The 6,462-nt window shown below is 34.8% G+C and carries 6 protein-coding genes and 1 tRNA gene; 2 read left to right on the top strand and 5 right to left on the bottom strand.

Translation table 11 applies throughout. The annotated features are described in order from the left end of the window. Window positions 1–21: 21 nt before the first annotated feature. A tRNA-Leu gene (locus ABIQ27_RS10155) sits at window positions 22–103 on the top strand. A 151-nt stretch (window positions 104–254) separates the two neighbouring features. Continuing rightward, on the top strand, window positions 255–1,022 hold the full coding sequence (locus ABIQ27_RS10150; protein WP_348033777.1) for a hypothetical protein: 768 nt from the start codon (window positions 255–257) through the stop codon (window positions 1,020–1,022). Between the two features lie 51 nt (window positions 1,023–1,073). Here ABIQ27_RS10150 and ABIQ27_RS10145 read toward each other — a convergent pair whose 3' ends face one another. The 5 genes from ABIQ27_RS10145 to ABIQ27_RS10125 form a co-directional block, all read right to left on the bottom strand. After that, window positions 1,074–2,840, bottom strand: a complete 1,767-nt coding sequence (locus ABIQ27_RS10145; RefSeq protein WP_348033776.1) for a DUF885 domain-containing protein — start codon at window positions 2,838–2,840, stop codon at window positions 1,074–1,076. A 67-nt stretch (window positions 2,841–2,907) separates the two neighbouring features. After that, window positions 2,908–3,270 carry a nuclear transport factor 2 family protein gene (locus ABIQ27_RS10140; protein ID WP_348033775.1) on the bottom strand — a complete coding sequence of 121 codons (363 nt, stop codon included), beginning with the start codon at window positions 3,268–3,270 and terminating at the stop codon, window positions 2,908–2,910. Window positions 3,271–3,453: 183 nt separating this feature from the next. Continuing rightward, window positions 3,454–4,362, bottom strand: a complete 909-nt coding sequence (locus tag ABIQ27_RS10135) for a pseudouridine synthase (RefSeq protein WP_348033774.1) — start codon at window positions 4,360–4,362, stop codon at window positions 3,454–3,456. A 180-nt stretch (window positions 4,363–4,542) separates the two neighbouring features. Continuing rightward, on the bottom strand, window positions 4,543–5,463 hold the full coding sequence (locus ABIQ27_RS10130) for a geranylgeranylglycerol-phosphate geranylgeranyltransferase (protein ID WP_348033773.1): 921 nt from the start codon (window positions 5,461–5,463) through the stop codon (window positions 4,543–4,545). 10 nt (window positions 5,464–5,473) lie between these two features. Next, window positions 5,474–6,412: a mevalonate kinase gene (locus ABIQ27_RS10125; RefSeq protein ID WP_348033772.1), complete on the bottom strand. Its 939-nt coding sequence runs from the start codon at window positions 6,410–6,412 to the stop codon at window positions 5,474–5,476. Between the last annotated feature and the right edge of the window lie 50 nt (window positions 6,413–6,462).

The following is a 6,462-nucleotide window of genomic DNA, read 5'->3' as shown; positions in this document are numbered from 1 at the left end:
TATATTTGCACTCACAATTTTGCGGGTATGGTGAAATTGGTAGACATGCCAGACTTAGGATCTGGTGCCGCAAGGCGTGTAGGTTCGAGTCCTATTACCCGCACAGAAAAGCTCTAACTTTTGTTGGGGCTTTTTTTTTGTTATAAATCGGTTAATAATATGTTTACACTTTATTGTTTTAGAGTGTTTTAATTTTTGTAAATTGATTTATTTTTACAACATAAGAAATCTTTTGATTTAAATTTATAATCCTAATGAAAGGTAGAAAGCTTATGATAACCGCGGTTGTTGCATTTTTCGGTTTTATTTTACTAGCGTTTTCTGTATACTTACTTTATAAGAACACATCCAGTTCTATTTCTGCACAAAAACAGAAAGAATTGGATGAAGCTATTAAACAAATCGAAGTTCTACATGCCGAAATTGTTGAGAAAGACAAAATTGTTGAGGAAGCAGAACAGAAAACTAAAAGACTGGAATCAAGTTCCTTTAATCAAAACTTTGGTCAAAATTTGCCAATTATAGAAATCGTTGATAATGATTTGAGTGATGGCAATACATCTACTGACGAAAAAGGAAAGAAAGTCCATAAATTGATGTATCACCATCAATTGCGGTTTTATTTGTTGAATGTCGGTAAAAACTCATTAAAAGATGTTATCTTTTCTATAAAAGACGTTTATAACGATCCTAAAGAGAAAAACAAAAAAAGCAAATCTCCCGGGAAATATGATTATATGGGACAATCTATCGATGGTGATGAGATTGGAACTTATGAAAATATCGAATTGCAGACGCTGAATCTTAAATCGAAAAAACTAATCTATACCAGTAATTTACCTGGAAGTTTTGGCGTTGGCGATTACTCTTATAATGTTGTTGTCGAATGGAACCAAGGGTTTTATCAAATGAAAATAAATATTGAAGAAGTCGATGGTAAACTAACTTACAAATATGATTTTTATGATGTCACGGGAAATCCGATAGATTATAAAAGTCTTGAATTAACTGTTAAGAACTAGAAAAAAGCCCCGTCTCGTTTTTTGGAAAGAGACGGGGCTTTTTTCTTTTAATTATTTACCGGTTTCAATCCAGTTGTTTATTTTCTTTTCCAGAAGTGCTAAAGGCAACACACCTGATTCCAATACTTTTTGATGGAAAACTTTGATGTCAAATTTGTCTTTCATCTTATCTTGTGCTTTTTTACGCAGTTCCAAAATTTTCATTTGCCCCATTTTATAAGACAAAGCTTGTCCCGGAATTGCCATATAACGCTCGATTTCAGCAGTAATGCCTTCTTCGCTTTCAGCTTCATTTTCTAAAGAATATTTGATTGCTTGTTCACGTGTCCATCCTAAATTATGAATTCCTGTATCAACCACTAATCTTACTGCTCTGTGCATTTCGTTTCCTAACATTCCGAAGTATTGATAAGGATCAGTATATAAACCTAATTCTTTTCCTAAACTTTCGGTATATAAAGCCCAACCTTCACCATACGCACCAAACCAATTGAATTTTCTAAAATCTGGTAATTCATTATTTTCCTGTTGCAATGAAATTTGAAAGTGATGTCCCGGAATAGCTTCGTGCAGGAACAAATCCTCATCACCATAGCAATTGTATTTTTTTACATCCGGAATTGGCACATAAAAAGTTCCAGGTCTTTTGCCATCAGCCGTTCCCTGACTGTATTCTGCGCTGGCAGATTTTTCTCTGAAGGCTTCTGTTCTTTTGATTTGGAAAGGGCATTTTGGCTGTAATGAAAACAACTTGTCAACATTAGGCTGAATTGTTTTATGGATTCTTTCGAAGTTGGCAATAACATCTTCCGGAGTTTTGAATGCCATTAATTCAGGTTTTGTTCTAACATGCTCAAAGAATTCGTTTATTGTTCCTTTGAAACCAACCTGATCTTTTACTTTTTCCATTTCGGCTTTGATTCTTGCTACTTCTGTTAAACCAAGTGCATGAATTTCTTCCGGAGTTTTGCTGGTTGTTGTCCATTGTTTTGCATAGACTTTATACAATTCTTTCCCATTTGGCAGACTACCAATTCCACTTGTACTACGAGAAGCAGTCAGGTATTCGTTTTTCAAAAATGCAGTCATTTTTTTAACCTGTGGTTCTATTTTTTCCTTGATTGTTGCAGCATATTCTTTTTTCAGCGCCTCCTGTTGTTCTGCTGTAATTTCTTTTGGAAATGATTTTACTGAAGAATAAAAAAGATTGTCTTCCACATTTGGCGTAACCATGCTCTCGAATTGTGGTATAACTTTTACCGTTAAAGTTTTTGGCAAAACGATTCCTTTATCGATTCCTTTTTTCATGTAAACCATCGCAGAATCCATCCAAACTGAAAACAAATCCATTCTTTTCAGGAAGTTTTTATAATCTTTCTCTGTTTTGAAAGGCTGTGCACTTGAGCCGCTGGCAAATTGTCCCAAGGTTAAGTTCGTTCCCCAAAACTGTTGAACAGGCATCAAATTGGTATCATATTTCAATAAATCTTTACCAATAGAAACTTCCCATTTGATGATGTCATAGCTGTTTTTCTCTTCTACAGATAGTGCAGTTGTATCAACTGTTGCCAATTCATTTTCATATTTATCATAAAAAGCAGCTTGTTTTTTACGATACGAATCAGTCATTTCAAATACCAATTTGTCGTTGTATTCGAATTGACCATTTTGGGTTGCGCCAAGCGGATCCAATTCGTTTTTACCGTCGAAATAAGCGTCGGTAATGGCTTTAAAATCTTGTTCTTTCTTTTCTGATTTGCAGTTTACAAAAAGTAATGATAGGAAAATCATTGCTGATATTGTGTTTAAGTTTTTCATGTATAAGTGATTAGTTCGGTAAAACTATTGGTTTCTGACGGATTGATTTGTTAATGAAATGATAAAATTAGCCGTGATAAACCCGTGAAGCCATGATTTTTCCTTCTTTGATTTCCAATACTTCGGCAACGAGTATGTTGTCTTCGTTCTCAACATTTCTAATATATTCCATAAAAACCCTATCGGCATTTGATGTTAAAGAAGTTACTTTATAATGCAGACTTGGCAATCGGTCAAAAGCATCTTTCCACCAAGTTCTAAGCGATTCCTTTCCGGTAACCAAACCGTTAGTTTCGGGATGACGGATTTTTAATTTTGGACTGAAATGCTGCGCTTCATCATCATATAACGATAATAGTTTTTCTAAGTTGTGTGCGTTGAATGCTTCAAACCAAAGCATTGCAATAGATAGATTTTTTTCTTGTGACATAGTTTTATTAAATGAAAAATCCTCTCGTTCTCAAAACGAGAGGGCTTTATTATTTTGGATTAAAATTCTTCTTATTTGATAAATTTGCCACGAATGCACGAATATTTTTTTTAAAAATTCACTAGAAATTATTCGTGTATTCGTGGCTAACTAAATCTAAAAGTAATTTGAAATATTGATTTTTTATGAGTTTTTCAAATTGATAATTTCCTGTTCTGTCAGGAAACGCCAGTTGCCACGAGGCAAATTCTTTTTGGTTAATCCGGCGAACGCTACTCTGTCAATTCGCAAAACATCATACCCTAAATGTTCAAAAATGTTACGAACCACTTTTACGTTTGGAGATTTTATTTGTAAACCGATTTCACTTTTTGGCTCGTTTTCGATGTAGCTTATTTCCTGAACCAATACTTTGTGTCCGTCAAGTGTAAGTCCTTTGCTGATTTTTTCCAAGTCATCAAACTTCAAATTTTTGTCCAATGAAACCTGATAAATTTTAGTCGATTTTTGATTCGGCAACGTAAATTTTCTAATCATATCAGTGTCGTTTGTAAATATCAAAAGACCTGTTGTGTTTTTATCCATTCTGCCAATAGCACCAATTTTTGCGGTTGTTGAACCTTTTACCAACTCTAAAACATTACGGAATTCCTGACCTTCGTCTAATGCTGTTGTGAAGTTTTTAGGTTTGTTCAGCAAGATATATTCTTTCTTTTCCGGAGTTAAAGTTGCGCCATCAAAATTTACCACATCACCAGGTTTTACCATATAACCCATTTCGGTTACCGGAATTCCATTTACTTTCACATTACCTGATTGGATATAGATATCAGCATCACGACGCGAACACGCACCAGAATTGGAGATGTATTTATTCAAACGAATTTCGTCAGCTACTTTTGGTCTTTTTGCTGCCTGATTCGGTTTTTTCTCTACTTTATTTGTTGCAACCGCTTCCGCTTTTGCAGTTGGTTTTGCCTTTTTCGGACCTTGGGCACGTTTTGCCATAGCAGGTTTTGGCTTATTCGAACTTGGTCGCGAACTGTTTGGACGTGAGCCACTTCGTTTATTATTGCCTTCCTTGTTATTCATAATTCTGTAATTTGGTGCAAAGATACACTTTTAAGAAGTACAAAGCTATTGATTGTTTTTAGCCCCGATTGGAGAGTAAATCCTGTTGTTGCGAGATTGCTACGCAAGCTCGCAATGACAGATTGTAACGAAAGCGGGAAAATGGTTTAGCAATTGCAATGAACTTTCGCTTCAGATAAACTAGAATCTCAACAATCTTTTGCCGTGAACAAGCACTTCGGGATTGATTAAAATGATACAGAAAACACCTGAAACTACCAGGAGTTTCAAGATGTTGTGTAGTTTTAAATAATCTGGTTTGGAGTCGGATTTCCAAAGTTTTTGCAGAAAGAAAATCAAGACAATCAGACTCACATAGAAGTAAATATCCATATAGCCAACTTCGAATATTTGGACTAAGCAATAAATTGGAACGATAGTCAAAACGGTAAGCAGCGTAATGATTTTTTTTGCAGGGCTTTCGCCAAAAACAACCGGAATCGTTTGATAATCGTTGGCAATATCGCCTTTTATGTTTTCTAAATCTTTAATGATTTCTCTAATTAGCAGTAAGAGAAAAAGGAAAGTAGCGTGCGCAAAAATCTGTGGATAGAAGTTTTTGTAATACAATAAAATGGCGAAAAAAGGTAAAACAGCAAGGAATGCCGCAGTCAGATTCCCGACAATCAATATTTTTTTGAGTTTATGCGAGTAAAACCAAATCAGGAAAATGTAGGCTGAGAAAAATAAAACGGCACGAAACGAAACAAAAAAGGATAATAAAAAAACAATAAAATTGACAGTAAAATAAACTCTGAGCTTTGTTTTTTGACTCACCAATCGGTCGAGTTGTGATTTGTTTGGTCTGTTGATTAAATCTTTTTCGCTGTCGTAAAAATTATTGATGATATAGCCTGAAGCAATCGTTAAACTGGAAACAATTACAATCATGAATAAATTAAAATCGAGGATAATATCGAGTGCCCTTTTTTTTTCAGGCGCTAAAATAAAGATGGCGGATAAGTATTGTGCCAAGACAATAATGGCAATGTTATAGCCACGAACCACCGAAAGCATACTGACAATTTTGAGAAGTAAATGTTTGGTTTTTCGACTTAACATTTTTGGGAAATTAGAATTGGTAAACCACTTCCAATTTATAATCTTTAAGGGATTTTTTCGCTTTTTCTAAGTCTTCAGTAAAGCCTAAAATATAACCGCCACCACCAGAACCACAAAGTTTTAAGTAGTAATCGTTGGTGTCAATTCCATTTTGCCAAACACCGTGAAAGGCTTCCGGAATCATTGGTTTGAAGTTATTCAAAACGACTTTAGATAATTGTTTGGTATTTGCAAAAAGTGATTTCATATCGCCGCCCAGGAAATTTTCCACACAGGCATCGGTATATTTTACGAATTGCGTTTTTAGCATTTTTCGGAAACCCTGGTCTTTCAGGTTTTCCATGAAAATGGTCACCATTGGAGCGGTTTCTCCAACAATTCCTGAATCTAGTAAAAATACAGCGCCTTTTCCGGTTGTTCTTTGTGAAGGAATTCCCGTGGCTTCAATATTGTCTTTAGAGTTGATAAGGATTGGAATGCTCAGATAACTATTTAATGGATCAAGTCCGGAACTTTTTCCATGGAAAAACGATTCCATTTGAGAGAAAATGGTTTTCAGTTGTAATAATTTTTCTCTTGTCAGGTTTTCTAAAACGGTGATTTTATTGTTGGCATATTTGTCATAAATCGCAGCAACTAATGCGCCACTACTTCCAACTCCATAACCTTGTGGAATACTTGAATCGAAATACATTCCGCGTTCAACATCCGTTTTTAAAACTTCTAAATTGAAAGTTACTAATTCAGATTGTTCGCGTTGTAGTTGCTCCAAATAAGTTACAAATCTTCTCAGACTTGCATTGGATTTAATAGCTTCCTGAGTTGGATTTTCATCAACTTTAAGCGCACCATTGTAAAAATTATAAGGAATTGATAAACCTTTAGAATCTTTTATAATCCCGTATTCTCCGAAGAGAAGAATTTTTGAGTAAAATAATGGTCCTTTCATATTTTGATTGCTCCTGTTCCAATTTCATCACAAATATACTGACCATTTTG

This window comes from Flavobacterium sp. (assembly GCF_039916025.1).
In the GTDB taxonomy this organism is placed as follows: Bacteria; Bacteroidota; Bacteroidia; order Flavobacteriales; family Flavobacteriaceae; genus Flavobacterium.
The sequence above is the reverse complement of the archived record's forward strand: the minus strand, read 5'-3'. Positions and strand labels throughout refer to the sequence as shown.